This window comes from Zobellia sp. 1_MG-2023, from assembly GCF_030549125.1.
Lineage (GTDB): Bacteria > Bacteroidota > Bacteroidia > Flavobacteriales > Flavobacteriaceae > Zobellia > Zobellia russellii.
The window spans coordinates 524806-550216 of sequence record NZ_JAUOSY010000004.1 but is presented as its reverse complement, the minus strand read 5'-3'; the positions used below and the strand labels follow the sequence as shown (position 1 = coordinate 550216).

The following is a 25411-nucleotide window of genomic DNA, read 5'->3' as shown; positions in this document are numbered from 1 at the left end:
AGTTAACCGCACAACGTTAAGATCATGTTCTCCCTATGTGGTTTTTTCGTTAACTTGTGCAACAGGCACAATGTATATGAAAAATAGCGCAAGCAACTGACTACGTTTCATGAATAAACCTTTGCAAAGAATAATCAAATAAACCATATGAAAAATCTAGTACTCGTAATCTTCATTTTCACATCTGCACTATGTAATGCCCAAAACTACTCTTTTGTTCCAGATAGTTTACGACTAATATCCTATGAGGAATTAATGAAAAATCCACCCTCTAATGTCGGGTTGGTGTATTATGAAAACGGAACACCAACAACATTTAAAGAGGTTATCCCATTAGTAATGCAGAAAAAATTGACACCTCAAATGTTTGTTGACAAGGATGGAAATCATAAGATACTTGTAGTTGTTGAAGCTGAAGTGGAAACAGAAAACATATCCATAGCCTATGAAGGCATACCAGAAAAGTTGAAGAAATTAGGATATTCGTTTGGTAACTCAAAAAGTGATACCATAGTACTTATTGCACAAGGAGGCCCTTTCCCTAGATTGTTTACGGATGAAGTGAAAGCTATTTTTAAAGAGAAAGGAGAAATTGATGAAACTAAATACTTCATTATAAATACGCATCAAGCCCAGACTATAGAACCTCAAACAATGTTAGAGAAAGAAATTTCATTTGACAAAGCCAAAATGTTGGGAACAAAAACTTCCGCAATGTTACATGAGCTTGTTAGTTATTTTAAATCTGAAAATAAAAAGGTCTTTATTGTAGGTATTTCGTATGGTTGTTTTGCAGGGCAAGACTATATTTCCAAGTTTGGTAATATTGCAGACGGGTATTTACTCATGGTAGGCAGGTTAGATATTGCGGAAGAAGTTTGGAGGGCATATTCCGAAGGAATTGACGCCGGTTTTGAAGAAGATGCTATTAGTACAAAGGTAGAACAAAAGGCTGAGGATTTAATGATGATCAATTCACACAAGGTTGCTGCTGCTTATGGTTATAAGAGATATTCGGAATTGTTGAAGAACACAGACCTATCCAATCTAATTTATTACCATGCCTTAAAGGATGCCAATGTTGGTAAACTAACTGAAGATGAAATTGATTTCCTTAATACAAAAGGTGCTCATGTTGTTGGTTTTGATGATGTACATACAGCGTGGAGAACACATTTGAAGGAAGCTTTGGAATTGCTATTAGCAAAACAACTATAATCAATATCATTTTTTGAAATTATATAAACACTGCATAAATAGTTAGTTGCAGATTTCAAAGTTAAGATGTATTTATAAATCCGTTTTTATATTAATTTGGTTTATTGATAAAAAATATCAGGCTTGTACTTAACCGAAAGGAAAACCTCTTTTTACACGTTACGAGCCATATATTCGTTACCTGCAAGCACAAAAAACAATTATGGAATATTCAGTTAAAGCAAGTTCATCTTCAAAAAAGAGTGCTTCAATTCAAATTAAGCAATCGAAAATTAATTTTGGGATTACACCTGAATTTGCTGATACTATCCCAAATCCAGCAGAACTATTTTTGGGCTCATTTTCTTCCTGTATTCTTAAAAATGTGGAACGCTTTTCTGGTTTCATGAATTTTGAGTATTCCAAAGCTGAAATACTAGTAAAGGCCATTCGATTAGAGAAACCTCCTAGAATTGACAAAATAAACTATGAACTGAAGATTTACAGCACAGACACAAATTTAAATGTTGAATTGCTCAAAAAAAATATTGAAAAATTTGGCACTATATTTAATACCGTGCAGTTATCCTGTTCTATTGATGGAGATGTAAAATTAATTTATGAATGAAGGATATAAACTTTATTTTTTTAATCCTCACATTAGTAGCCGAAATAATTGGTACAATTGGCGGTTTCGGTTCATCCGTGTTTTTTGTACCGTTGGGTAATTTTTATTTCGATTTTCAATCTGTCTTGGGGCTTACCGCAATATTCCATCTCTCCAGTAATCTGAGTAAAATATTTTTGTTTAAAAAAGGGTTAGACAAAAGGTTATTATTATCCATTGGAATACCATCAGTAATTTTTGTAGTAATTGGTGGGTTTCTATCCAAGATATTCAACAGTAATTTTTTAGAAATATTCTTAGGCATTTTCTTAATAGGATTTAGCTTGTTATTTCTTATTAAGAGTAAACTAAGCATATCTCCAAACGATAAAAACGCAGTTGTTGGAGGAGCATTATCCGGCTTCTCGGCCGGCTTATTAGGCACAGGAGGAGCTATTAGGGGGTTAACAATGGCCTCTTTCAATTTAGAAAAAAGTGTGTTTATTGCCACTTCTGCATTTATAGATTTTCTGATAGATTTTTCTAGAACATTTGTATATTATAGCAATGGATATATTCATAAGCACGACCTAAAATATGTGCCTTTTTTGTTTATAATTGGTCTAATAGGCACATTTATAGGAAAAAAGATTTTAGCCTATATTCCCCAGAGCAAATTCCGTAGGCTGTCTTTATCTTTAATACTTATTGTTGGAATTATTACTATGACCAAACTGCTTTTTTAACTAAAAAAAACCAGCCACTACCAACGTATATACTAACGTTAGCAACCATAATTAAGCTCCCGGAAAAATTTAAAAGGAAAAAAAATGATCATCACATGACTAAAAGGGAAATTTCTAATTTTAAAATGATAGCCAAATCGTAATCGATTCGATTTCTGGGGATACAATTCGAACAGTTAAGCACGTAATGGATTACTTCTTTAGAATTTGTTTTTTGTTCTTACAATTTTCTCAAATAGCCTATATTATCATAAAGAGGTATACAATGGTAGTGTAATCATGGTAATAGAGTAGTTGTTTGTTTTCTTACATTTAAATAATAGAGAATTAATATTTGGTTAAAAGGCTGATATTTAGTTTGCTCTAATTTTAACAGCTTTATAAAATATTGTTATAATGAAGTTTTTAAATTTTTCGCTACCGTATAGGATAAAGATTTTAGGCTTATTTCTTTTAATGGCAGTATACATTTCATGTTCAGAAGAAAATGGTGTAGATATCTTAGAAGCTGATGACACCGAACAAATAAAAAATGATAATCTCATAGTTTCTGGTAAGCCGGAAAATAATGATTTTGTAGTAACCGCATCTTATGAGAGTTTGTTCACCGTAGATGCCAAAACAGGAAAAGAAACACTTGTATATACATTTTCCGATCAAACAGATGTAGAGAAACTTGCAGATTATGATGAAGGCAACCTATTTGTTACTACCGACGATAATAGTGTAAACGCAATAAATCTTGCTAACAAAAATCTACTGTGGAGTACTCCAATGCTAAATTATGATACGAGTAGTTATGGTATAACGCCACCTGCCTGTGTAGATGGCATATGCTATGCATCGGGTACTTATGGAGTTGTTGTAGCTTTAGATCAAAATACTGGAGAACTTTTATGGTATTATTCAACGGACCCAAATGGGGATTTGGATGATGGTTTAAATGAGAATAGAACACCTGTAGTTCATAATGATAGGGTATTTGTAATGTCTGAAGAAAGCTTTTATGGGTATTTCCCTACCTATCTGCATATTTTAGATAAAGAAACTGGGCAATTATTACAAAAGATTGAATTTCCTGAAGATATAGAAGTTATCAATGAACCATTGATAGTAAATGACATCCTTTACATATCAGCTAAAAATCTATATGCTATAGATTTACAAAGCTTAGAAGTTATATGGATTTTTGAAGCTGAAAAACTAGGAGATATACATATTTTAAACAATAAGTTAGTGGTACAAGGGGAGCCAATGAGGGATACGGTTTATTCTTCACTCTTCTGTCTTGATTCACAGACAGGTGAATTACAGTGGGAAATTGAAACTGGTTTTAAGGCCATATGGTCACCAATTATTGTGGAGAATGTGGTTTATGGTCTTTATGATCAAGGTAGTAGTTTATCTTTTTATGATTTAAGACCATATGCAGTTTCTTTGAGCAATGGAGAACAACTTTGGTTTAGGGATGATATCTCCGTTGATAACAGTCCCGTTTACGCAAATGGACAATTGTTTTATCATGGGCATGCCATTAATTATACTGATGAAACTAAAGATAATTCAGGTATAATGGCATTGAACGCGAATAATGGAAATATAGATTGGTTAAATCCTGCTTTTAGGTTTGGTACATCAATGGCTCCATTAGTAGTAGGTCAAAACGGTGTATTTGGTCCATCTTATTATAGAGGAGGAAATTGAACATGCACCTATTCTAATCTTCCGTTACTTATCTTGACAGGTTAGTAGATGAATATCTCCCAAAAGAAGCAAGAGCAAAAATACTGAACCAATAAAATACTAACCGCCTCTGCAGTGGTTTAAAAACATAGACTCCTTTTACACTTCGGAATATTCCTTTACCTCTATTAATATCTTGCGTTGTGTTTCTCTGGGAAATTTAAATTTTAGCTATAGTCATTTTTATTCCCATCACTATAAAAATCAAGCCACTAAGCAGCTTTTTTAACCTTCACACAACCCCTCATTATCATTTGGAACTATGCTAATAGCATTTGAAAATAATGAAGAAAGTATAGGACCTTTATGGTGAAACAAAAGAGATTTGTTTATTTCTTATATCTTCAACGTTAAAGTTGATCTTTACAAAAAGTTGGATACAAGTAAAACATCCATATCTAGCATAATACCAATTTGAAACGGGTAGCCTATCAACTGCACTACGTTATTTGTATTAAACCATGTCTCTCAGCAAGAGAACTAAGAAAGACAATCCTGGCATTGACCAATCAACAGAATTTCTGCACTGTTTACTTTGTGATTTGCAACGGTAGGAATAGTCATGTTCAAATTTAAACACTCGGTTTTACCACAATCCTGACATTGAAAATGTGGATGCGTATCTGAATGTACTAAAGACGTACACCCTTTGCACTTTGCATACCATTGTAGTCCATCTTTTCCTTTAAATGAGTGCACCATACCCTCATCTTCCATTCTCTCCAAAGTGCGGTAGACAGTTGTCTTGTTAATCTCTGATTTTAGGCGTTCTATCAAACTAATGGCAGATAAAGCACGTCCTTCTTGCTCAAATATTTCAAGCAAGCTAGTAACAGATTTTGTTCTTCTGGAAATTCCCATGATACAAAATTACTGCAACCAAGTTGTATTAACAAAATTTTCTTTTTATTATTGCAACTTGGTTGCGTTAATAAATATTTAGAATGAGGGAAGCCACATTAAAACCGGATAGAATCGGTATACTAGCAAGTTCTTTGTGTATGGTGCATTGCATTGCTACACCGTTTATATTTATAGCCCAATCCTGTTCAACAGCTTGCCATGAAGCTACTGCAACTTGGTGGGGTTCATTAGATTTTCTTTTTCTTTCAATTTCACTTTTTGCCATTTATCAATCTACCAAGAACTCTTCAAAAACCTGGATAAAATATGCTATGTGGGCATCTTGGTTTGTTTTACTTGCTGTAATCCTAAACGAAAAGATTCAACTTATTTCTCTTCCGGAAATTGCTATTTATTTCCCCGCTTTCGCACTCATACTATTGCACATATACAACTTAAAATACTGCCGTTGTCAACCGGATAACTGTTGCTCAAGATAAATTACTATGAAAAAATATACCGATGAAAAAATTGGAGATAACCATATACTAACAACTATTGAAACTCCTTTACTTTCCAATGCGTTTGACAAAGCGGACGAAGAAAAAATTGAAAATATCCAGGTCTACTTTTCAAAAATAATGGAAGAATTAGGACTAGACCTAAAAGACGAAAGTCTATCCGGAACACCCTATCGCTTTGCAAAAATGTATGTAAAAGAATTGTTCTATGGCCTAAATCCTAACAATAAGCCTAAACTATCTACATTTCCCAATAAATACGGGTACAGAAAAATGCTTATTGAGCATGATATTACTATTGACTCCTCTTGCGAACACCATTTTTTACCAATAACGGGACACGCACATATTGGGTACATCCCTAATGAGAAAGTTATTGGTCTATCCAAGATAAATAGATTGGTTGACTACTACTCCCATCGTCCGCAGGTACAAGAACGCTTATGTCTGCAAATTTTAAATGATTTACAAGAAACGTTAAATACGCAAAGTGTTATTGTTGTTCTAAACGCAAAGCATCTATGTGTATCATCTAGAGGCATAAAAGACAAAGACAGCTCTACCACTACTATAGAATATGGTGGTGATTTTATGGATATAGCATGCCGAAATGAGTTTTTTCAAAATCTCAGTAAAAAATAAACGGATAACATGAGATATCCCATAATGATTAGAGCAATGACTAAACTTACTCTAACAAATCACACATCTTTCTAGGTTTTAAAAGCACTGTTCCATTTGCAACACCAGTGGCAATTATGGCTTCATAGCTTATAGTCTAAAACAAGCTACTCCTTTAAATTTACTACCATAAAAATTAAAGGATGACTTACCATTTCCGTTTACATGGGTTTACCAATAAAATTGCATTGCTGCTTTTCTTACTAGGAATACATTCTGCTTTCTCGCAGGATTCCATTCCATCGCAATCAGATAGATTACAACAGTATTTAGGGTTTTGGGTCAGTTCAGTTGACCATAAAACGGATAGTGTAGCCACTACGCCTCTAATAAAAATGAACAACTATCCTAAAATAGACAATACAGCAATGTCCGTTGATGTATTTCAAAGCGATGGAAAAATCTACAACCATACCTTAACAGAGCTTATTGGGTATGATACAAAGACCGATTCTATTTTTGCATTGGGCAAAAGCGCTCAAGGCGATATGTTTCTAGGGAAAGGTGGATTTACCAGCGATACAGATTGGATAATGAAAGACCGGGACTTTACCGGGAAAGAAACCATGACGGTTACTTTTGATTTTAAAGATCAGACCGATGTGTATTTAAAGGGAACAAACCCAAAGAACGAAATTCTTTGGCAAACCCGCTACATCAAGAAAAATCCAAAAGATAAGAACATAGGTATTCAACTGGTTTCGGTACATAAAGAAATGCAGAAAAACCCTCAGCAGACCTTGAAGTATCTAGATAGAATGGGCTATAGCTACATTGAAACCTTTGTTTATAAAGACCGCTCCTTTTATGGTCTATCTCCTCTAAATTTTAAAAAAATAGTAGAAGAGAACAACCTGAAATTTACAGGATCTATGACGTTTTACAACCTTCCTTCCAATGATGACGGAGCTTGGAAAAAAGCCATGGATTGGTGGAAAAAATGCATAGAAGACCATAAGCAAGCTGGCGTAGAATACCTAACTATATCCAACAATCAAATTAAAGAAATCACCACCCTTGCCCAACTCAAAAGGTATGCTGAGTATTACAATGCTATTGGAAAGCTATGTAAAGAAAGGGAGATTGCATTCGCTTATCACAACCATTCTGATGAATTCAAGAATCTAGAAAATCAAGTTATCTATAATTATCTCCTAGAAAACACCGATCCAGAGTATGTTAGTTTCCAAGCCGACCTATATTGGATGCATTTTTCCAATGTTGACCCCATTGACTATTTCAAAAAATACGGGAACCGGTTTATAAGCTGGCATGTAAAAGATTACGAAGAACTCGGCCAGAGCGGGAAAATGGATTTTGAAGCATACTTCAAATACGCTACAACAGCTGGTCTCAAATATGTTGTGGCAGAAGTAGAAGCTTTTAACTACCCTGTTTGGTACAGCATCAATTCCGCATGGAACTATTTATACTTCAACATCTTATAATAACACACTCTCAACACTTAAACTTTATGAAAACCAGAATTTTACAATTAACATGTTTTATCATTATAACTTTAAATCATATGGCTTTTGCCCAAGACCAATTTAAGGTGTTGTTATTCACCGTACAAGACACTTGGCACTACGAGTGTATTCCAACCGCAGTAGATGCTTTTCATAAAATGGCTGCTGAACATCAGTTTAAATTTGATTGGACGCAAAGTCCTGAAGGTCTTGCTGAAAAATTACCTTTCTATGATGTGGTTGTCTTCCTAAATGCCGATGCCGATATCTTAAACAATGACCAATTTGAAGTCCTAAAGACACACATTCACAACGGGAAAGGTTTTGTGGGAGTCCACTCAACATCCGATAGTGAGATAAGAAATCCGTGGTTCGATAATCTGGTAGGCGGAGTTTTTAAAGACCATCCACAATTTCAGGCCGCCGTACTCACCAATCACGATGTCAATTTTCCTTCTAACCTACACCTGCCGGAAAAATGGTTGTGGAGTGAAGAATGGTACAATTTTAAACTCTTAAAATCCGAAAATATAAAAATACTTCTATCGGTAGATGAAAACACCTACGATTATCAAAAGGGATATGACGAAACACCACTGGAAGGTATGGGCGAAAACCATCCTGTAGCATGGTACCAGTTTTACGAAGGAGGCCGTTCATTCTACACCACACTCGGTCATAAACCGGAAGCTTTTCAAGACCAAACCTATATAAATCACTTATTTGGTGGTATTTATTGGGCTGCAAATGGCAAAATAAAAGAATAAGGCGGTCATAGATGCACCGCTAAAAAATTTTGCTTTCACGCTCTTAATTACTCTGTTGGATATTCATTCCGTTAACTAAACGGTAGACTCATCTTTTCTAAATTAGAGTCTACCGTTATTTATCGTTTGCTGAAACCTTATCTAAGCTATAGAAAATTACCTCTCTCATTTCCTTTATACCTAACTATCTTATCCACTAAGTATAATCCACTTCAAGTGCTAACAAGAGTGTTTTTTTCCATTACTTTGCAAAATGGATAATTTCGAAGATTTCAAAATAAAAAAGCAGTTACAAAAGGCCATTGTAGACTTGGGGTTTGAAACACCAACACCCATTCAACAAGAATCATACTCCCCTATTCTTGGTGGCTCTGATTTTGTAGGAATCGCCCAGACCGGAACCGGAAAAACAATTGCGTTTCTGTTGCCTATTTTACAAAACTTGAAGTATTCGGACCAGTTGCATCCTAGGGTGCTAATTCTAGCTCCTACCAGAGAATTGGTAATTCAGATAGTTGAACAGATTGAAAAACTTACACCTTACCTAAGCGTAAGGACTTTAGGTGTATACGGTGGTTCCAACAATATAAACCGACAAAAAAGAGCCGTTGCCGAAGGTCAGGATATTATAGTAGGTACCCCAAGAAGAACTTATGATTTGGTCCTTTCTAACGTATTACGACTAAAATCAATTAAAAAATTAGTGATTGATGAAGTTGATGTTATGCTGGATTTTGGATACAAAACACAGCTAAGAAACATCTTTGAATACCTGCCCACAAAACGTCAGAACATTCTTTTCTCCGCTACTATGACCACGTATGTGGATCAATTGATGAACGATTTTTTAATCAACCCAATTAAGAAAACCATATCCATTAGCGGTACACCATTGGAAAGTATTAGCCAAGAAGCATATGCAGTACCCAACTTTTACACCAAGGTAAATTTATTGAACCACTTATTGGCGGACAAAGACGAGTACCATAAAGTATTGATTTTTGTTGCCAGTAAAACCAGTGCCGATCGTCTTGCTGAAACATTGGATTTTGAATCTGAAATTTCAGTAATACACTCCAGCAAAGAACAAAACCATAGGACTAAATCCATAGAAAAATTTGAGAGCGGCAAAAGCAGGATTCTTATTGCTACCGATGTTATTGCCCGTGGTATAGATATTGAAAAAATTAGTACCGTAATTAGTTTTGACACCCCTTTTTATCCAGAAAATTATATTCACCGTATTGGTAGGACAGGTAGAGCCGGAGAACAAGGAAGGTCTATTCTTTTCTATAGCGAAAAAGAAGCCGAACTAAAGGACGCCATTGAAACGCTTATGAACTATACCATTCCGTTTAATGACTTTCCTGAGGAAGTAGAAATAAGTTCTGAACTCACCCCTGAAGAAACGGATAAACCCTTTGACCCCAACAAAGAACTAGAAGAAGACTCCGAGGTTAAAAGAGGTGCTTCCTTTCATAAAAAATCCGCTAAAAACAGTAAAGTTAAATCCGAAGTAAAAAGTTACGAGAGAAAACTAAAAAGGAAGTATAAAAAGCCACAAAAACGAGGGGATAAAATTCAAAACAAGAAAAGTAAACGAAAGAAAAGATAATGTTTTTTTGAGTTTTGGACTTGGCTGGAAATGTTCCAATATAACTTACTAAAAAAGTTAAAACTTTATGTACCAATCCAAACTTTAAGATACTTCTCTAACCTGTACCCAACTGTTTATATAACCTATCTCTTATTCAATATTGTTCGACTATAATTACTTAATGGAATTTGCTCTTCACTTTTGTACCTTACAAGTTAAATTGCAATAATCCCAAAAATTGTATCCTTTCAGCTCAATCTGTCTATTTCTTTGTGTATTTAGAAAAGATGCTATATTTTTTTGGTAGAAACTTAAAACAAAATTCTTCGTTCATTAAGAATTTGTAAATTACAGGCACAAATTATATCATTACCCTAAATATGATACCAGAATATTTGTATAATGCAAAATTAAAGACTTCATCTAATGATTTAGATGACTTTAAAGCAGTTTACAAATTCTTCAAACCTAAACTCTTTATAATTGCCAATAGCTACGTTCCTTCTAAAGAAGATGCTGAAGAAATTGTACATGATGTTCTTATCAAACTTTGGGAAAAACGAGGCAAGCTTGATGTAAAATCTAATTATGTTGGGTATATCTATAGCATGACCCGCAATGCCTGTTTGGATTATTTAAGAGCCCATAAAAACAAACTTTCAAAAGTACTCATTAGCGACCAACAAGAACTTTGGCTCAATTACAATGCATTATCTAACGATGCTTACTCAACCATTATAGTAAATGAATTACAAAACTTGGTTGATAATGCTATTGCCGATTTACCGGAAAAATGCCAAAAGGTTTTTATAAAAAGTAGAGTTGACGGTCTTGGACACAAAGAAATTTCCGAAGAATTAAAAATTTCCACAAAAACAGTCGAAAACCATATAACTAGGGCTCTTAGAGAACTACGCGTGGTCTTAAAAGAGTATCTTCCCATCCTTTTTTTCTAATTTTTACATTTTCAACTAGGGGGTAATTCATCTATTTACGTCATGTAAATAAATACTGCTCAACATCAAGATGAATAAAAGGGATATTATAGCTTTGGCTGAGAATCGACTTTCTGAAAAAAGAAAGCAGGAAGTCATTAAATGGTTGCTGAAGAACCCTGAGCGGCAAGAACAATACCACAAAATAAAAGCTAAACATGTAGCTAAACTACTGAGGGAATCTCAAAAAGCAACTAAAAATAGCCGTTTTACACTCAGCATATTTCAATACATAGGCTATGCCGCTGTTTTAACGATCTTGTTTTCCTTAGCATTTTTATATAAACCTACGAAAGACAGCATAAAAATAGAACAGCCTTCTCTTCTTATGTCCACAACTTCTGTTGGTGAAAATAAAACCATAGAACTATCTGATGGCACGGTAATAATGCTCAATTCCAACACTTCCATCTCATATCCGTCCATATTTAGTACAAACAATAGAGAAGTGGTTTTACAAGGTGAAGCCTTCTTTGATGTTACTCATGATGCTAACAGACCTTTCATTGTGAAAACTGATGGCGGCATGAAAATTCACGTTTTAGGAACCAGTTTTAATGTTAAATCCTATCCGGAAGACTCTCATATGGAGACTACCTTGGTATCTGGTAAAGTAAGAGTCGTAGAGGAAAAGGACAATAAAACAGTATTTTTAAACCCTTCACAACGCGCTACTTATATAAAGAAAGAAGACAAAATTATCATCGATAAGGTAGACACGGAAGTTTTCACCGCTTGGCGAGAAGGAAAACTTGTTTATGATGAAACCCCTATTCGTGAGGTAATTAGCGACCTAAAAAGAAAGTATCATATTTCTATAGCGGTTGCTTCTCCCACAATCATGAATTATAAGTATACCGGTACTTTTGACAATCTTACTATAGAAGAAATTTTAGACCTCTTTGAGGTATCATCACCTATAAACTACAAACTAACTCAAAACAAAATCACACTACATATGACAGAATGAAACTAAAAAAAGAAGAGGAAAGTGCGGCAACACTTTCCCCTTTGAAAAATTATTTAACTACTTGGTAATTAAACAACTTAAACTATTCAAAATTATGGAAAAAAAAGATAATTTTTTTTCAAAAATCCCTATTGTCCGGATAATGAAAATCTACGTCATCTTATTGACAATTACTTTAAGCAAATTATTTGCCTCTGAAGCTAATGCCCAAAGTATTTCGTTGGACTTGAACAACGTAAAGTTGAAGAAGATACTGAACGAAATTGAACGCAAAAGTAACTACAGTTTTTTCTATAATAACAGCATAATCGACGTATATAAAAGAAAGTCGTTAAGTGTTGAGGAAAAAAACGTTACCGAAGTGTTGGAAACCCTATTTGAAGATTCTAACATAGATTTCAGTTTTGTTCGTGATCAAATCATATTATTTCCCAAGAACAACCCAGAGATCAAAGAAAAAATTGAAAGTCTTCTTAACAAACAAGTACGTAACACACCATCGGTTTTAAGTCCAAGTAAGATTAATGAGCTTATAAAATCTAATGTTCAGTTTTCTGTTAGCGGGCTGGTTTCAGACCATACCGGAGCACCTATACCAGGTGTTACCATTTTAGTAAAAGGTACTTCTAAAGGAACAGTTACAGATTTTGATGGCAACTATAGTATCATGGCAGATACTGGAGATATACTTTCCTTTAGCTATATTGGCTTCACTACCAAAGATGTTCCTTTAAATGACCAACAAATCATAAATGTAACCCTAGAGGAAAATGTAGATGCCCTAGAAGAAGTAGTGGTTGTAGGTTATGGTACACAAAGAAAATCAGACCTTACTGGTGCTGTTAGTGCCGTGAGTAGTGAAGATTTACTAAAGGCTCCTGTGAACAATGCATTGCAAGGTATGAGAGGTAAGGTGGCAGGCGTAAATGTTTTCCTGAATTCGGGTTCGCCCACGGGGTCACCAAGAATTGTTATTCGTGGTGTTGGCACCATTAACTCATCTTCTGACCCACTTTATGTGGTAGATGGTGTAGTTATGGATGACATAAAGTTTATTAACCCGAACGACATTGAGCGAATGGAGGTCCTAAAAGATGCATCTTCTGCCGCTATATATGGTGCTAGAGGCGCAAATGGTGTTGTTCTGATTACCACAAAACGAGGTGGTGAAGAAGGAAAGGTAACCATTGGTTATGATGGATTTATAAGTGTAGGAAACATTCGTAAAAAAATGGACCTGCTGGATGCAGATGAATGGTTGGAGGTTGTTAGGACCGGTATGGAGAATACCCCAAAATACAGACCGGACTCCCCTGCCCCGGTTTTCACAACCAATGACCCCAATTTGTTTGATGCGAACGGAAACCCACTTTACAATACAGACTGGCAGGATGAAGCCACAAGAACAGCCTATTCTACCAATCATCAATTATCCGTTCAGCAAGGAAATGAAAAATCTTCTGTTGGTGTTTTTCTAAATTACTCCCATGTAGAGGGTATTATGTTAAACAACAAATTAGATCGTATTAGTGGTAAAATTGCTTACGATGTCACTCCTAAAGATTGGTTGAAAATTGGTGTAAACCTGTTGGTCAACGACGTTAAGGATACTGAATTTGAAGAAGGTGGCGGAGGTCAATCCCCACGTAGAACCATGATTGAAATGCCTCCTATTTTTCCGGTTAAATTTCCCGATGGAACTTGGAGTAATAGCCAGATGATTTCTGATGCCTATAATTTGGAATCTATGTCCAACCCTGTTCATGTACTTGAAACCCAAGAACGTTTTTGGGAACGGAACCAAATGTTCGGGAATTTCTATATGAGTTTTAATATCCTTCCCGGTCTAGATTTCAGAACTCAATTTGGATTTGACAAAAATATCAGAAACAAAAAAGAATATTCGCCCAGAGATTTGGTGAACATTTCCTCCCCTGATGGTTATGCAAGAATATTTAATGAAAAGAGTCTTTACTGGCAACAAGAAAACTATTTAACCTACAACAAAGAGTTTGGCAAACATAGAATCAATACTATGCTAGGACTCAGTTGGCAAGAGCGAGATTACGAATCTTCCACTATTTTTGCGAGAGGTTTTAGTGATGATTTCTTTCGTTACAATAATATTGGTTCTGCCAGCAATCCAAGCGCACCCGAATCTGAATTTGAAAAATGGTCTCTTAACTCCTATTTCGTACGAGCAGGTTATACGTATGATGATAAATATTTAATTACACTTACGGCAAGAGCTGATGGTTCATCACGTTTTGGTAAAGACAACAAGTACGGGTATTTCCCTTCCATAGGTGTAGGCTGGAATATTAGTGAAGAATCATTTATGAAAAATGTAGACTTCATTGACCGTTTAAAATTACGTGGCAGCTACGGTATTACCGGTAATACGGAAATCCCTCCGTATAGTTCTTTGGCCACTGTTTCTTCAGGTACGGTTTTGATGAACGGGTCTCGTGTAAGCGCCAGTTCCGTAAACCGTTTGGCAAATCCAGGTCTTGAATGGGAAAAAACCAGTCAGTTAGATGTTGGAGTTGATTTGGCCGCTTTTAATTACCGTATGCGTTTTGAGTTTGACTATTATGATAAACTTACCAAAGATTTATTACTGGATAGGCCCGTACCATATACTTCTGGTTTTACCTCTGTAAGAGATAACATTGGCTCAGTATCCAATAAAGGAATTGAAGCTATGCTAAGTGGTGAAATTATTCGTAGTGCTGATTTTGGATGGGAATCTTCTTTGAATATGAACTACAATAAGAACACAATTGAAAGTTTAGGCGAAAACGACGAGGACATTGAACCGGGTCCATTTTGGGTTTCTGGTAGTCAGACCATACTTCGTGTAGGTGAATCGTTAAGTTCTTTCTATGGTTATGAAAGATTAGGAACCTGGGGTACAGATGAAGCTGCAGAAGCCGCTTTGGTTGGCTCCGTACCAGGAGAAGCTAAACGTTCAACGGATAAGAAAATTTTGGGAAAAGGTTTGCCAGATGTAACCGGAAGCTTTATTAACAACTTTAGATACAAAAATTTTGATTTTACTGCAGATATTCAGTTTGTTGCAGGCGTTGAAATCATGCAACAATTCTACCACTCCACTGAAGACCGTAGTGGCATAGCTAATGGTTTGTTTACTATTCTTAACGATGGCTGGACAGAAAACAATCAAAACACCATGGTCCAAGAAATAAGAAACCAAGCTTATGCTGGCCAAAATAGTCAAGTAGATAGTAGATGGGTTGTTGATGGTTCATATATAAGAGGTAATCTTTTCTCCTTAGGATATACCTTTAATGAGCAATTTTTGGAACTAATCGGGTTAAATAATCTAAGGGTTTATGCCAGTGCAGAAAATGTATTTGTAATACATTCCAAAGATTTTCAGGGTTATGACCCTGAAGCCACTTCTTGGGAAGGCAACCAGTGGGGTCAGAATATTTTCTTCTTCCAATACCCAAAGCCTAGAACATTCACTTTAGGTTGCAGCCTTAAATTTTAACCCTTAAAAAAGAAAATCATGAAAATTAAATATATAGCTTGTTTAATATGCCTTGTTTTCCTTGGTTCTTGTGACGATTTCTTAGAGGAAGAACCTTTGAGCGAAATTAGCTCTGATCAGTTCTTTTCAGAACCTGACCATGCATACAGTGCCGTAAACTCTTTGTATAGAAACGGAGCGCCCAATATGACCGATGGAGGTGTTTACAGTGGAACTCCACTAATGTTAGGCGCCTACATGAGTGGGTTCTTCACAAACGAATATGCAGGTCAAGAGTTACATGTGAGCAATACACAACAGTTAACTTTAGATGGAGATAATATTGGTGGATACCTTCAAGATAGATGGAAAGAATTGTATCTAGGCATTTCTAGAGCAAACAATGCCATTAAATATATTCCCGAAACTCCGGAATTAAATGATTCACAAAAGAATCAATTATTAGCCGAAGCCAAGTTTTTTAGGGCTTTCTCTTATTACTTTTTAGTAAGATGGTTTGGGCCGGTCCCTTTAACCACTGAACCTTATGAATCAATAGACAACCTTTATCTCGAACGTAGTTCTGTTGCGGATATTTATGGTCTAATAGAGTCCGATCTTACCGAAGCTTTAGAGCAAGGGAATCTGCCAAAACTAAGCATGGTAGACAATGGTAAAAGGGTTACATCAGGCACAGTGGCCACTTTATTGGCGGATGTTTACCTAACTATGAGCGGTAATCCCCTAAATGCCGATAGATATGCAGATGCCGCTTCTCTGTCCCAAAAAATCATCAATGGTGAATATGGCTCTTATGCGCTAACACAACATGACGAGGCTGACGGTTCTATAGATTTTGAAAATTCTGCTTATAATAAAATGAGAAAAGGGGATGCATCTCCCATAGAACATATTTATATTAAAGAATACGATCCAGAAATAGGTACGTCTATATACCCTAGATATTCCTATCCAGTAGCATTAGCTTCAGAAGTACTATATGATATTACCAATGGGGCCTACCAGCCTTCAAGTCAGTTCTTGGATTTCTACAATCCTGATGAAGATTTAAGAGCTCAAGAAAGACAGTATTTTCATAGTACATATTTGCCAACTGGCCAAACATTTGAGACCGCGCCTTTTGTTTGGCATGATGATACCGCCATTTTTGACACTGCAAATTCAGGAAAGGATTTTGTAGTATACAGTTACTCAGACGTTCTTTTGATTGCAGCAGAAGCTGTTGCCATGAGTAGCGGTGTTAATACAGATGCTGTAGATTATTTAACACAAGTAAGAAGCAGAGCGTATTGGAAGCAAAACCCTGCTACAATAAGTGCGGAACTATCTGGCTTAGGAACGGATGCTTTTGTTGAAGAAGTTTGGAAAGAAAGGCATAGAGAGCTAGTTTTTGAATTTAGAAACTGGTTCGATATTGTTCGAACCGGTAAATTTCCAGTAGCGAACGCCCCTGGTTCTATATCTTTTGTTAATGCAGTAGGTCATACCACCGAGCAAGGCAAACAAATTGAGCAGAAACATTTGTTGTTGCCATTGCCGGGACCGGAATTACAACGAAATCCTGCATTAGGAACTGATAACAATGGCTATTAACCAAACTAAGCCGATTTTCAGAAACCCTCTAACTTTTGTTTGAGGGTTTTCTTTTTTAGTGATGTTTGATTTTCAAATAGTATCATATTAAGATAATCTCGCCCACACCAGTAAGCCCACCAAACTTCCTATTCCTAATCGGTTTTGGCCTGTAGGACATTGCTGAAAGAAGGCTGCGTTTCCGTAATACTCCCCGCCCCTTTTTTATTCACTTTAAAAATAACGTCCTTTTCCGTGGTGAATAATAAAACTGAAAAAAAATGAGTTTTCAGGTTAGATTTTAAGATAAGAAATGCTTCGTCCAGAGTAAGCTCTTCTTCTTTATCCTCCGTCTCTTTTGACCTGTAGCTAAATTTCAACAAGACTTTAAAACCATCTTTGGCATAGAGAGGTCTCAAAAAAATATTCTTAAGATTTGGTTTACCTATGGTCTTTGCCATGGTCAACTTAGCAAAACTCCCCTCTTGGGCACTTTCTTTTACCTGATTCCAAAAAAGAAGAAACTCATCCTGATATGTCATACATAGAGATTTTGAGGTAGCTTTTTGCATTTCAAAACTACTACTATTTATTTGATACGGTAAACTAAAACTAGAGACCTAAAGTTTCATGCTAGCCTTTCTTTCCATAAATTTACAATACAGTTACTAAAGCAATGGGAAAACAATTAGACTCTATCACTCCTGAACTAAAAGGGTTCATTGAAAAACAAAAAATCTTTTTTGTTGGCACCGCTGCCGATAGCGGAAATGTAAATGTGTCCCCAAAAGGTACAGATTCGTTTAGGGTCATAGATAAAAACAAGATTGTCTGGTTGAACTTAACCGGCAGTGGAAATGAAACGGCCGCCCATCTACTAAAGAACCGTCGCATGACCATTATGTTCTGTGCTTTTGAAGGAAAACCTTTAATCTTACGCCTATACGGAACGGCCAAAATCTATCATAAGCGAGATACTGATTATCATAAGTATATAGAGCGTTTTCCAAAAAATATTGGAGCTAGACAAATTATTGAGATGCATGTAGAACTTGTACAGACCTCTTGCGGTTTTGCCGTACCATTTATGGAATTTAAAGAAGAACGTACTACTCTAAATGATTGGGCCTCAAAACAAGGGGAAGACAAAATTAAGACCTATTGGAAGAACAAAAACACCACCAGCATTGACGGCTTTGAGACAAATATTCTAGAGCCTTAACCCAAAATAGCTTATTCCCTATCCTATCTCACTAAACGCCCCGTTATATTACCCGCCAATATATTGTTTACTTCGCTTACCGTAGCAAGGTTAACATCTCCTTCATAAGTGTGTTTTAGGGCACAGGCAGCGCTTCCAAACTCCATGGCCTTATAATCATCAAATTTTTGTAAACCATATATCAATCCGGCAGCAAAAGCATCTCCTGTACCTATTCTGTCCACCACATGGGTAATGTCCAAATCTTCTGTTTCCCGGAACTCAACACGGTTCCACATTCTAGCCCGGATTTTATGCCAAGAAGAATTTAATGAGGTCCGTATTTTATCGAACACTTTTTCAATCGTGGGGAAAGTTTCCATCAGTTTTTTGCTAGCTTCAATGAAATCATCGTTACTATATCCAAACTGTGTACCTAATACCTCGTTTATTTCATTAACACCACCAATAAAAATTGTAGAATAATGTAGCAGTTCAGTTAAGGCTTCTTTGGGGTCTTGTCCATACTTCCATAAATCACTACGGTAAGTAGGATCGGCAGATACGGCCATTCCTTTATTTCTTGCCAATTTCAAGCCCTCTTTAAGCGTATCAAAGGCTCCTTGAGATAATGCTGGTGTTATTCCGGTCCAGTGCATCCACTCCCCTTTTTCCAAGGCTTTTTCCCAATTTACCTTTGCCGGTACAATTTCGGAAAATGCGGAGTGAGAACGATTATAAGAAATCATACTAGGCCTAATTACGGCTCCAACCTCAAGAAAATATACTCCCAAAGGGCGTTTTGAAAGAACTATAGAAGAAGTATCCATACCAAATTGGCGAATATACGCCAGTGCGGTTTCTCCAATGGAATCTTCGGATACCACACTAATATGCTTTACCTCTCCACCAAAATTGGAAATGGAAATGCCAACATTTAGCTCGGTTCCGCCAAAATAAAACTCAACAATATTAGACTGTATAAATTTTTTGTTTCCCCGCGGAGAAATACGCATCAACACCTCCCCAAATGTTATAATCTGTCCCATACCCTAAATTTTGGGACTAAATTACCCAATGTGAAGGAAATAATAAGGGCCGATTACAAAAGATTTTCTGGCAAGGCCTCATAGGTATGCAAGAATCCAAAAGACCAATTTATCATCTAATAACAAGAAACCTATTAATTACTCAGTTTCCCCTCCTATACCAATATTTTTGAACGTCTGTATAATGAGCTGCATTTCGTTTTCATGTAGGTGATTGTCCGAAATGGCCATATCCTCAAGAATTTGAGCCAAAATTTTCTTTTTAGGATATGACATGTTATGCAATGCCACTAGCGCCTCATCTGTACTGGTTTCTTTGGCTTCATTAACCAAATTAGGGCTCATTCCTATTCCTTCCTGAAGTTCTTTCATTTCTGCCAGCTCACTAGGAAGAACCTTGCCATCTGCTAAAATAACCTCATTGCTCATTACAAAAATGGCTTTCTTTTCCGTTTCTGTAAATTGTACGTTATGTACTGTTCCATTTTCCATAGTTGTGTGTAGTTTCAATTATTCATAGATTTGAAGATATAGGCCATAAGGGTCTTTTCCGTAGTGTGCTTAAACCCATCTGAAATTGCGGTCATCTCCAGAATAGTTTCAAGATTACTTTTCTTTTCCTGAGACATTTGTTTCAGAATTAAGATGGCCTGCTCACTTTCAATATTTCGGGCTTGCATAATAAAATTACTATCAAAATCAATTTGTTCCATTAATTGCGTTACCGCGTTGATTTCTCCAGTGTGTACTTGTCCATCTGCTAAGATTACAGAATTTACAACATGTACCATAGCCAGTTTCTCTGCCAAGGTAAAGGCTTTTGTTTCTTGTTGCATTAATTGTTAATGGTTTGTGTTAGTAGCCGTAATATAATGAATTATCCGAAAGTGCTACTCTTAGTGTTTTAAAAATTCGATGCAAAAAACATACAAGTTTTAGGATTTGACATAATCACCTTCAACCTATCACTAGCAAATGCATATTTTGATTCTAACGTTTTAAAAACAACTTCACATCTAATTAAACTCTACCAAGTAAATTTTAAACAAGATCATTCAAAAGGAAACTAGAACAAAACCATATTTAGTTGAACTATAAAACGTTGCTATTAAACAGTTACCAAAATGGATAAAATTATTTATTTACCATTTATATTATTGTAAGATATTCATTACTTTTATTGAGACGAAATCAATCTACTAAATGATAGAACCTAATATCTCAGGTATTGACCAAGAACAAAATAAATTAAAAAACAAATTCTCAATAATAGGCATAGGGGCCAGTGCTGGTGGATTAGAAGCATTAAAGTCTTTTTTTGACAACCTTCCTTTAAAATTTGCCCATAGCTTTGTAGTTGTTCAGCATTTAAGTCCCGATTACAAAAGTTTAATGGGAGAGCTTTTGGCTAAGAACACAGACATGCCCATTATTGAGGTTACTGAGAAAACCAAAATAAAGTCAGGGACTATCTACCTTTTGACACCTAAAAAAAACATCTTTATTAAAGATGGTTATTTAATTTTAGAAGACAAGCCAACCACTAGGACCTTAAATCTACCTATAGATTTATTCTTTAAATCTTTGGCGCGTGAAATGACCAATAATGCTATTGCTATCATTCTAAGCGGCACAGGTAGCGATGGTACTTCCGGAGCAAGAGATATTAAGGAATACGGCGGAATGGTAATGGTGCAATCCCCAGATCAAGCAGAGTTTGAAAGTATGCCTCAAAATGCAATCAACACTAACTTGGTTGACTTTGTCCTGCCTACCGAGCAAATGGGTGAAGAACTTCAGAGATTCCTTCAACACCCAGCCGTTTATGGTTCCTTGGAGGAACATATTCTAAACGATGAGGAAACACTGGTTAAAATTCTGAGCTTTTTAAACAGTCAGACTAAATTAGACTTTGAATACTACAAAAGACCTACCCTAGTACGTATGATCGCCCGAAGGATAGGGATAAACCGTTTAGAAACCCTTCCAGAGTATAAAGACTATTTATTTGAAAGACCAGAAGAAGCGCATTTTCTGGTAAGGGAGTTTTTAGTTGGGGTCACCAGTTTTTTTAGAGACGAAGCTGTTTGGAATGTTCTTGCCACCGAAATCATACCAAAAATAGTAGCTAACAAAAAAAAGGGAGATACCATTAAATGCTGGTGTGTTGGGGTTAGCAGCGGTGAAGAAGCCTATTCTTTGGCTATTATTATTAATGAACTCCTGATAAAGTACAATAAAAAAAATGTAGTTAAAATTTTTGCTACCGATATAGAAAAAAACCATCTGAACGACGCTGCGAAAGGTATGTACAATGAAAGTACTATTGCCAATATTTCCGAAAGACGGCTAACGATGAATTTCACCAAAAAAGGAGATTATTACCGTGTTAACGAGAACATTAGGCGTATGGTCATATTTAGCAAACATAATGTGCTCAAAGACCCTCCTTTTAATAAAATGGATATTTCTCTGTGCAGAAATATGCTTATTTACCTTCAACCTGCAGCACAAAACAGAGTTCTTGATGTTTTGCACTACTCACTTAATTTAAATGGAACCTTAGTTCTAGGTAGTAGCGAATCTCTAGGAAGGCAGAAAAACTCATTTGCTGAAATACATCGGAAACAAAAAATTTACAGTAACATAAGACCTGCAAAAATACTTGGTCTACAACCTTACGGCCCAAACAAAACCCAAAAAAATCCGTTTGGTCTAAAAACCATGAGTTACGAGCGAAATACAAGGCAGCTTATGGTAGAAGCCTTAAGTGATAATTTAGACCTTGCCGCTATTCTAATAGACGGTAATTTTAATATCGTTGATGCTTTTGGAGACCTCAATAATTATATAAGCTTACCGAACAAGGGGTTTAGCATGAACCTATTAAAAATGGTTCCTGAGAACGTGGCAACAGTTTTGAGCTACTCTTTAAGAAAAGTTGCAGGAACCAACCAAAATTTAAGGCACGAGAACCTTAATTTCTCAACTGAAAAAAAGCCCACCATTGTTAATATGCATGTGGCATCCTTTAACAACCCCCTAAGTAGCAATCCTCCGAATTTTTTAATCATCATCAAACCTTCGGACATACAAAAAATAACAAGCCCTACTCATAACGAGAACGAAAGCACAAATAATAGTTCAAGGGAAATAGAATTAGAATCCGAACTAAAAGAAACAAGGGAAAGTCTTAAAAACATGATTGAAGAGGTAGAGACTAGCAATGAAGAGTTGCAGGCTACCAATGAAGAGCTCTTGGCTTCTAATGAGGAATTACAAAGTACCAATGAAGAACTACAAAGTGTAAATGAAGAATTACATACCGTAAATACGGAACTTCAGGAAAAATTAGAAGAGCTAGCTCTATTAAATTCAGATTTGGACAACCTTTTTCAAAGCACGGACATAGGAACCATTTTTCTGGACAATCAACTGAGAATAAGAAAGTTTACCCCTAGCGTTGCCAAGCATTTCAACCTAATGGAAAGTGATGTTAATCGCCCTCTAGAACACTTTGCCAGTACATTTCATAAGTCCAATTATAAAAACTTCATTTCAGACATTAAAGCTGTAGTCGTAAATGGAGTTTCACAGCAAAACGAGGTGAAAGATGCAAAGGGGCGTTGGTTCTTGCAAAAAATAGTTCCATTTCGTGATTCCATCGGAAATATTGAGGGGGCAACCCTTAGTTACGTAGACATTAACGAACTTAAATCTGCGGAACAAAAGCTTAAAAATCAATTACTTGCATTTGAGCAAACATCAGACAGTTTTTGGGATTATAACTTAATAAACAATACCTATTACGTTAGCCACTCAATCCGCCATATTCTAGGTTACGAGGCAGATGAAGTTGAAGAAACTCCTGAGTTCTGGAACCAACTGGCCCATCCGGAAGATCTAGAGACCCAAGACAATACCATGCAAAAACATTTGCAAACCAACGGTAAATACCCATATGCAGTAGAAATAAGATACAAACATAAAGCTGGTCATTATGTAACCTTGTTCTTAAGAGGCAAAATAGTTGAATGGACGGAAGATCACAAACCCAAGAGAATGCTGGGTACTACAACCGATGTTTCTATGATTAAAAGAATGCCTCAATTAGAGCAGGAACTGCTTGATAAAAATATGGTGTTTGAACAGGTTCTTGAAATAACCATGGCCGGTTTTTGGGATTGGAATATACAAGAAAATACAGAGTATTTGAGTCCTACTTTTAAACGAATGTTCGGGTATGAAGATGACGAAATGGAAAATACACCTGAAGCATGGCAAAATATCATGCACCCAGAAGATCTTCCAGGCGTGCTAGAAACGTTTGATGCCCATGTTAAAAGTAAAGGAGAAGTACCCTATGATAATGAAGTTCGCTATTTTCATAAAAACGGAAGCATTGTATGGGTTTGGTGCAAAGGTCAGGTAATAGAATGGGGTGAAAAGGGGGAACCTATAAGAATGGTTGGTAGTCATATAAACATTACTAACTTAAAACGCCTATCTCAAAGCAACAAAGAGCTAGAACGTTTTGCTTATGTTGCAAGTCATGACTTGCAAGAACCCTTACGTACCATACGAGATTTTGTAACGCTATTTAAAGAAGAATATATAACTTTATTAGACGATAAGGCCAATACGTATTTGGCCTTCATAGAAGAAGCCTCGTCAAGAATGGGCGAATTGGTAAGGGTTATACTTGCCTATTCAAAAATAGGGAGTAATACCAGGCCAGAACCTGTAGACCTAGAAACTATAGTAGGGAACGTAATGAAAGACCTTCGTATGCGTATTAAAAATACAGGTGCAAAAATCAAGGTTAAAGACCTCCCCGAAATATCAGGACATAAATTAGAACTTCACTCCCTTTTTCTTAACCTTATTGGTAACTCAATAAAATTTACTGATAAAAACCGAAATCCGATAATTGAGATAGGAACCTTGCCCTCAGCAAAAGGACATCATATTTACGTAAAGGATAACGGTATTGGAATGGAAGCAAAAAATCAACAACAGATTTTTGAAGTATTCAAAAGATTACATAACCAAGAAGATTACGAGGGAACCGGTATTGGCCTTGCCCATTGCAAAAAAATTGTGGAACTACATAACGGTAAAATTTGGGTGGAGTCCAAAATTGGAAAAGGAAGCACCTTTCACTTTAATCTAAATTAATAACTTGTCTAGACTATGATAAAATCTATTGTACTTGTAGATGATAACAATGCTACGAACTTTATTCATGAGACCTATTTAAGACGCGTAAATTGTGCCGAAAGAGTCTACTCTTTCACCATGGGCAAAAAAGCTCTTGAACATCTTATGAATTCAAAAGTTTTTCCCGAACTCATATTTGTGGATATTAATATGCCCACTATGGATGCTTGGGAGTTCATGGAATTATACAAGGAATTGGATGTAGCGCTTAAAATCAACACAAGGGTTATTCTCTTGACCACCTCCATAATCCCATCTGATAAAGAAAAAATGGAGATGTACCCAGAAATTGATGCTATGATGTACAAGCCATTAAACGAATTAGCTATTAAACAGATTATGGTTGAACATTTTAACCTTACTCTTTAGGCTATCTTAACCTTTGTTCATTTAAATATTTATAGTGTGGGCTTGTTTTATAGACAACCTTTGAGTCTGAACCATCCTTTTTTTAGCTTGTCCAGGTTATACTGAACAGGCACTAGTTTTCTGGATGGCAGTTCTTTTCACCTTAAAAAAAAGCCAACCCAAAAAAACGGAGTTAGACTATTCTTAAGAACAAAGATTTAGGGCCCGTTGAAGATTATTAGACTATTGGAGAGTGAGCTACCCTAAATACATCCTCAGAAAAACCGCCCAGTATGACCATCAAAGTTTCTGGTCGTATTCTATGAAAACATCAGCATTGGATATAAATCTGCCGTTGAAAACCAAGA

Annotated in this window: 21 protein-coding genes; 16 read left to right on the top strand and 5 right to left on the bottom strand. The window is 36.0% G+C overall.

Annotated elements, in window-relative coordinates:
* Positions 1 to 147: 147 nt before the first annotated feature.
* The 4 genes from Q4597_RS11710 (at position 148) to Q4597_RS11695 (ending at position 4254) form a co-directional block, all read left to right on the top strand.
* Positions 148 to 1218, top strand: a complete 1071-nt coding sequence (locus Q4597_RS11710) for a hypothetical protein (RefSeq protein WP_303406356.1) — start codon at positions 148 to 150, stop codon at positions 1216 to 1218.
* A gap of 202 nt (positions 1219 to 1420) precedes the next feature.
* The gene (locus Q4597_RS11705; protein WP_215914384.1) at positions 1421 to 1825 is read left to right on the top strand and encodes an OsmC family protein; all 405 of its coding nucleotides are present in this window, start codon (positions 1421 to 1423) and stop codon (positions 1823 to 1825) included.
* Positions 1822 to 2550: a sulfite exporter TauE/SafE family protein gene (locus tag Q4597_RS11700; protein WP_215440147.1), complete on the top strand. Its 729-nt coding sequence runs from the start codon at positions 1822 to 1824 to the stop codon at positions 2548 to 2550. The genes Q4597_RS11705 and Q4597_RS11700 overlap by 4 nt, the downstream gene beginning before the upstream one ends.
* Positions 2551 to 3006: 456 nt before the next feature.
* Positions 3007 to 4254: a PQQ-binding-like beta-propeller repeat protein gene (locus Q4597_RS11695; protein ID WP_303406355.1), complete on the top strand. Its 1248-nt coding sequence runs from the start codon at positions 3007 to 3009 to the stop codon at positions 4252 to 4254.
* A gap of 519 nt (positions 4255 to 4773) precedes the next feature.
* Here the strand turns inward: Q4597_RS11695 and Q4597_RS11690 are convergent.
* Positions 4774 to 5154, bottom strand: a complete 381-nt coding sequence (locus Q4597_RS11690; RefSeq protein ID WP_303406354.1) for a Fur family transcriptional regulator — start codon at positions 5152 to 5154, stop codon at positions 4774 to 4776.
* Between the two features lie 83 nt (positions 5155 to 5237).
* On the opposite strand from Q4597_RS11690, the gene Q4597_RS11685 reads away from it, so the two are divergent.
* From Q4597_RS11685 to Q4597_RS11645, 9 genes are all read left to right on the top strand, one after another.
* On the top strand, positions 5238 to 5636 hold the full coding sequence (locus Q4597_RS11685) for a MerC domain-containing protein (protein WP_368506681.1): 399 nt from the start codon (positions 5238 to 5240) through the stop codon (positions 5634 to 5636).
* Positions 5637 to 5642: 6 nt separating this feature from the next.
* Complete coding sequence (folE, locus tag Q4597_RS11680) at positions 5643 to 6299, top strand: GTP cyclohydrolase I FolE (RefSeq protein ID WP_303406353.1); 657 nt, start codon at positions 5643 to 5645, stop codon at positions 6297 to 6299.
* A 182-nt stretch (positions 6300 to 6481) separates the two neighbouring features.
* Positions 6482 to 7786 carry a sugar phosphate isomerase/epimerase gene (locus Q4597_RS11675; protein WP_303406352.1) on the top strand — a complete coding sequence of 435 codons (1305 nt, stop codon included), beginning with the start codon at positions 6482 to 6484 and terminating at the stop codon, positions 7784 to 7786.
* A 26-nt stretch (positions 7787 to 7812) separates the two neighbouring features.
* Positions 7813 to 8574, top strand: a complete 762-nt coding sequence (locus tag Q4597_RS11670) for a ThuA domain-containing protein (protein WP_303406351.1) — start codon at positions 7813 to 7815, stop codon at positions 8572 to 8574.
* A 253-nt stretch (positions 8575 to 8827) separates the two neighbouring features.
* Positions 8828 to 10189, top strand: a complete 1362-nt coding sequence (locus Q4597_RS11665; RefSeq protein ID WP_303406350.1) for a DEAD/DEAH box helicase — start codon at positions 8828 to 8830, stop codon at positions 10187 to 10189.
* Between the two features lie 362 nt (positions 10190 to 10551).
* Positions 10552 to 11127, top strand: coding sequence for an RNA polymerase sigma-70 factor (locus Q4597_RS11660; RefSeq protein WP_303406349.1), 576 nt, complete (start codon positions 10552 to 10554; stop codon positions 11125 to 11127).
* Positions 11128 to 11197: 70 nt separating this feature from the next.
* Entirely contained in the window at positions 11198 to 12136 is a 939-nt protein-coding gene (locus Q4597_RS11655; RefSeq protein ID WP_303406348.1) for a FecR family protein, read from the top strand.
* A gap of 94 nt (positions 12137 to 12230) precedes the next feature.
* Positions 12231 to 15653, top strand: a complete 3423-nt coding sequence (locus Q4597_RS11650; protein ID WP_303406347.1) for a TonB-dependent receptor — start codon at positions 12231 to 12233, stop codon at positions 15651 to 15653.
* A gap of 18 nt (positions 15654 to 15671) precedes the next feature.
* Complete coding sequence (locus tag Q4597_RS11645; RefSeq protein ID WP_303406346.1) at positions 15672 to 17246, top strand: RagB/SusD family nutrient uptake outer membrane protein; 1575 nt, start codon at positions 15672 to 15674, stop codon at positions 17244 to 17246.
* Between the two features lie 134 nt (positions 17247 to 17380).
* Here Q4597_RS11645 and Q4597_RS11640 read toward each other — a convergent pair whose 3' ends face one another.
* Complete coding sequence (locus Q4597_RS11640; protein WP_215440126.1) at positions 17381 to 17767, bottom strand: hypothetical protein; 387 nt, start codon at positions 17765 to 17767, stop codon at positions 17381 to 17383.
* A gap of 134 nt (positions 17768 to 17901) precedes the next feature.
* On the opposite strand from Q4597_RS11640, the gene Q4597_RS11635 reads away from it, so the two are divergent.
* Positions 17902 to 18447: a pyridoxamine 5'-phosphate oxidase family protein gene (locus tag Q4597_RS11635; RefSeq protein WP_215440123.1), complete on the top strand. Its 546-nt coding sequence runs from the start codon at positions 17902 to 17904 to the stop codon at positions 18445 to 18447.
* 23 nt (positions 18448 to 18470) lie between these two features.
* On the opposite strand, the gene Q4597_RS11630 is transcribed toward Q4597_RS11635, so the two are convergent.
* The 3 genes from Q4597_RS11630 to Q4597_RS11620 form a co-directional block, all read right to left on the bottom strand.
* Complete coding sequence (locus Q4597_RS11630) at positions 18471 to 19475, bottom strand: sugar kinase (RefSeq protein ID WP_215440121.1); 1005 nt, start codon at positions 19473 to 19475, stop codon at positions 18471 to 18473.
* Between the two features lie 138 nt (positions 19476 to 19613).
* Positions 19614 to 19985: a TerB family tellurite resistance protein gene (locus Q4597_RS11625; RefSeq protein WP_215914367.1), complete on the bottom strand. Its 372-nt coding sequence runs from the start codon at positions 19983 to 19985 to the stop codon at positions 19614 to 19616.
* A complete protein-coding gene (locus tag Q4597_RS11620) occupies positions 19982 to 20311 on the bottom strand; it encodes a TerB family tellurite resistance protein (protein WP_215914366.1) in 330 nt (109 codons plus the stop codon). Before Q4597_RS11620 ends, Q4597_RS11625 begins: the two co-directional genes overlap by 4 nt.
* A gap of 367 nt (positions 20312 to 20678) precedes the next feature.
* Here Q4597_RS11620 and Q4597_RS11615 point away from each other — a divergent pair, with 367 nt between their 5' ends.
* Positions 20679 to 24653: a chemotaxis protein CheB gene (locus tag Q4597_RS11615; protein WP_303406345.1), complete on the top strand. Its 3975-nt coding sequence runs from the start codon at positions 20679 to 20681 to the stop codon at positions 24651 to 24653.
* Positions 24654 to 24668: 15 nt separating this feature from the next.
* Positions 24669 to 25064: a response regulator gene (locus Q4597_RS11610; protein ID WP_215914364.1), complete on the top strand. Its 396-nt coding sequence runs from the start codon at positions 24669 to 24671 to the stop codon at positions 25062 to 25064.
* The last annotated feature ends 347 nt before the right edge of the window (positions 25065 to 25411 follow it).

Bases quoted from the DNA above. Each gene is read 5' to 3' on its own strand.
- Q4597_RS11655 (WP_303406348.1), top strand. From the start codon at position 11,198: ATGAATAAAAGGGATATTATAGCTTTGGCTGAGAATCGACTTTCTGAA.
- Q4597_RS11690 (WP_303406354.1), bottom strand. From the start codon at position 5,154: ATGGGAATTTCCAGAAGAACAAAATCTGTTACTAGCTTGCTTGAAATA.
- Q4597_RS11695 (WP_303406355.1), top strand. From the start codon at position 3,007: ATGGCAGTATACATTTCATGTTCAGAAGAAAATGGTGTAGATATCTTA.
- Q4597_RS11710 (WP_303406356.1), top strand. From the start codon at position 148: ATGAAAAATCTAGTACTCGTAATCTTCATTTTCACATCTGCACTATGT.
- Q4597_RS11650 (WP_303406347.1), top strand. From the start codon at position 12,231: ATGGAAAAAAAAGATAATTTTTTTTCAAAAATCCCTATTGTCCGGATA.
- Q4597_RS11675 (WP_303406352.1), top strand. From the start codon at position 6,482: ATGACTTACCATTTCCGTTTACATGGGTTTACCAATAAAATTGCATTG.
- Q4597_RS11615 (WP_303406345.1), top strand. From the start codon at position 20,679: ATGATAGAACCTAATATCTCAGGTATTGACCAAGAACAAAATAAATTA.
- Q4597_RS11635 (WP_215440123.1), top strand. From the start codon at position 17,902: ATGGGAAAACAATTAGACTCTATCACTCCTGAACTAAAAGGGTTCATT.
- Q4597_RS11610 (WP_215914364.1), top strand. From the start codon at position 24,669: ATGATAAAATCTATTGTACTTGTAGATGATAACAATGCTACGAACTTT.
- Q4597_RS11645 (WP_303406346.1), top strand. From the start codon at position 15,672: ATGAAAATTAAATATATAGCTTGTTTAATATGCCTTGTTTTCCTTGGT.
- Q4597_RS11630 (WP_215440121.1), bottom strand. From the start codon at position 19,475: ATGGGACAGATTATAACATTTGGGGAGGTGTTGATGCGTATTTCTCCG.
- Q4597_RS11670 (WP_303406351.1), top strand. From the start codon at position 7,813: ATGAAAACCAGAATTTTACAATTAACATGTTTTATCATTATAACTTTA.
- Q4597_RS11685 (WP_368506681.1), top strand. From the start codon at position 5,238: ATGAGGGAAGCCACATTAAAACCGGATAGAATCGGTATACTAGCAAGT.
- folE (WP_303406353.1), top strand. From the start codon at position 5,643: ATGAAAAAATATACCGATGAAAAAATTGGAGATAACCATATACTAACA.
- Q4597_RS11700 (WP_215440147.1), top strand. From the start codon at position 1,822: ATGAAGGATATAAACTTTATTTTTTTAATCCTCACATTAGTAGCCGAA.
- Q4597_RS11620 (WP_215914366.1), bottom strand. From the start codon at position 20,311: ATGCAACAAGAAACAAAAGCCTTTACCTTGGCAGAGAAACTGGCTATG.
- Q4597_RS11640 (WP_215440126.1), bottom strand. From the start codon at position 17,767: ATGACATATCAGGATGAGTTTCTTCTTTTTTGGAATCAGGTAAAAGAA.
- Q4597_RS11705 (WP_215914384.1), top strand. From the start codon at position 1,421: ATGGAATATTCAGTTAAAGCAAGTTCATCTTCAAAAAAGAGTGCTTCA.
- Q4597_RS11665 (WP_303406350.1), top strand. From the start codon at position 8,828: ATGGATAATTTCGAAGATTTCAAAATAAAAAAGCAGTTACAAAAGGCC.
- Q4597_RS11660 (WP_303406349.1), top strand. From the start codon at position 10,552: ATGATACCAGAATATTTGTATAATGCAAAATTAAAGACTTCATCTAAT.